Consider the following 3100-nt stretch of genomic DNA (forward strand, 5'->3'; position numbering starts at 1 on the left):
TGCTCTTTAAAAATTTGGAAAGCTGATATTAAAATTCTTATAGATATTCGTATCTATAAAGAGTTTTCAAAAGTAAAAAAATGCCATTAATCGACAGATTAATTGGTATCTACTTTAGTATTCTCATCATTATTTGATGAATTAACTTCTGGCGAAGTTAACAGCTGTCACTAACAAAGACCCGTTTGGGTTGTATGGTTAAGTGACTAAGCGTACACGGTGGATGCCTTGGCAGTTGGAGGCGATGAAGGACGTATTAACTTGCGATAAGCCTAGTCAAGCTAGTAAAAAGCGCTTGAGACTAGGATTTCCGAATGGGGAAACCCACCTGCTTGCAGGTATCTTGCACTGAATACATAGGTGTAAGAGGCGAACGCGGAGAACTGAAACATCTAAGTACCCGTAGGAACAGAAATCAACCGAGATTCCGGAAGTAGCGGCGAGCGAAACCGGACCAGCCCTTAAGCTTATTTTGTGTTAGTGAAACATTCTGGAAAGTTTGACGATACAGGGTGATAGTCCCGTACACGAAAATGCAATCTAAGTGAAATCGAGTAGGTCGGAGCACGTGAAACTTTGACTGAATATAGGTGGACCATCATCTAAGGCTAAATACTCCCAACTGACCGATAGTGAACCAGTACCGTGAGGGAAAGGCGAAAAGAACCCCTGTGAGGGGAGTGAAATAGAACCTGAAACCGTGTACGTACAAGCAGTAGGAGCATACTTGTTATGTGACTGCGTACCTTTTGTATAATGGGTCAGCGACTTATATTTTGTAGCGAGGTTAACCGATTAGGGTAGCCGTAGTGAAAGCGAGCGTTAACTGCGCGTTGAGTTGCAAGGTATAGACCCGAAACCCGGTGATCTAGCCATGGGCAGGTTGAAGGTTGAGTAACATCAACTGGAGGACCGAACCCACTAACGTTGAAAAGTTAGGGGATGACCTGTGGCTAGGAGTGAAAGGCTAATCAAACCGGGAGATAGCTGGTTCTCCCCGAAATCTATTTAGGTAGAGCCTCGGACGAATACTTACGGGGGTAGAGCACTGTTAAGGCTAGGGGGTCATCCCGACTTACCAACCCTTTGCAAACTCCGAATACCGTAAAGTACTATCCGGGAGACACACGGCGGGTGCTAACGTCCGTCGTGAAGAGGGAAACAACCCAGACCGCCAGCTAAGGTCCCAAAGTCATAGTTAAGTGGGAAACGATGTGGAAAGGCCCAGACAGCCAGGAGGTTGGCTTAGAAGCAGCCATCCTTTAAAGAAAGCGTAATAGCTCACTGGTCGAGTCGGTCTGCGCGGAAGATGTAACGGGGCTAAACTATGCACCGAAGCTGCGGATTCAAACTTTGTTTGAGTGGTAGGGGAGCGTTCTGTAAGCCGTTGAAGGTGAACCGGGAGGTTTGCTGGAGGTATCAGAAGTGCGAATGCTGACATGAGTAACGATAATGCGGGTGAAAAACCCGCACGCCGGAAGACCAAGGGTTCCTATCCCATGTTAATCAGGGTAGGGTAAGTCGACCCCTAAGGCGAGGCCGAAAGGCGTAGTCGATGGGAAACGGGTTAATATTCCCGTACTTGGTATAATTGCGATGGGGGGACGGAGCAGGCTAAGCAAGCATGGCGTTGGTTGTCCATGTGAAAGTAAGTAGGTTGGTGACTTAGGAAAATCCGGGTTGCTAAGACTGAGATACGAGACGAGCACCCAAGGGTGTGAAGTTGCTGATGCCATACTTCCAGGAAAAGCCTCTAAGCTTCAGATTATACCGAATCGTACCCCAAACCGACACAGGTGGTCAGGTAGAGAATACTAAGGCGCTTGAGAGAACTCGGGTGAAGGAACTAGGCAAAATTGTACCGTAACTTCGGGAGAAGGTACGCTCCTATCTGTGATGAGATTTACTCTCTAAGCGGACGGGAGCCGCAGTGACCAGGTGGCTGGGACTGTTTATTAAAAACACAGCACTGTGCAAAATCGCAAGATGACGTATACGGTGTGACACCTGCCCGGTGCCGGAAGGTTAATTGATGGGGTTAGTTTTCGGACGAAGCTCTTGATCGAAGCCCCGGTAAACGGCGGCCGTAACTATAACGGTCCTAAGGTAGCGAAATTCCTTGTCGGGTAAGTTCCGACCTGCACGAATGGTGTAACCATGGCCACGCTGTCTCCACCCGAGACTCAGTGAAATTGAAATCGCAGTGAAGATGCTGTGTACCCGCGGCTAGACGGAAAGACCCCGTGAACCTTTACTACAGCTTGGCACTGAACATTGACCCTACATGTGTAGGATAGGTGGGAGGCTTTGAAGCAGAAACGCTAGTTTTTGTGGAGCCGTCCTTGAAATACCACCCTTGTAGTGTTGATGTTCTAACGTTGGCCCCTAATCGGGGTTACGGACAGTGCCTGGTGGGTAGTTTGACTGGGGCGGTCTCCTCCCAAAGAGTAACGGAGGAGCACGAAGGTTGGCTAAGTACGGTCGGACATCGTACGGTTAGTGTAATGGTAGAAGCCAGCTTAACTGCGAGACAGACACGTCGAGCAGGTACGAAAGTAGGTCATAGTGATCCGGTGGTTCTGAATGGAAGGGCCATCGCTCAACGGATAAAAGGTACTCCGGGGATAACAGGCTGATACCGCCCAAGAGTTCATATCGACGGCGGTGTTTGGCACCTCGATGTCGGCTCATCACATCCTGGGGCTGAAGTCGGTCCCAAGGGTATGGCTGTTCGCCATTTAAAGTGGTACGCGAGCTGGGTTTAGAACGTCGTGAGACAGTTCGGTCCCTATCTGCCGTGGGCGTTTGAGAATTGAGAGGGGTTGCTCCTAGTACGAGAGGACCGGAGTGAACGAACCGCTGGTGTTCGGGTTGTCATGCCAATGGCACTGCCCGGTAGCTACGTTCGGAACTGATAAGCGCTGAAAGCATCTAAGCGCGAAGCAGGCCTCGAGATGAGTTCTCACTAGACTTTTAAAGTCTCTGAAGGGCCGTTGAAGACTACAACGTTGATAGGCAGGATGTGGAAGTGGTGTGAGCCATTAAGCTAACCTGTACTAATTACCCGTGAGGCTTAACCATACAACGCCAAACGCGTTTT

1 rRNA gene is annotated in these 3100 nt (G+C 49.1%); it reads left to right on the plus strand.

From position 1 onward, the window contains the following. The first annotated feature begins 196 nt into the window (after positions 1–196). A 23S ribosomal RNA gene (locus L3V38_RS20190) occupies positions 197–3081 on the plus strand. Positions 3082–3100 lie beyond the last annotated feature (19 nt).

Source organism: Pseudoalteromonas sp. L1 (genome assembly GCF_021728095.1).
Taxonomy (GTDB): domain Bacteria; phylum Pseudomonadota; class Gammaproteobacteria; order Enterobacterales; family Alteromonadaceae; genus Pseudoalteromonas.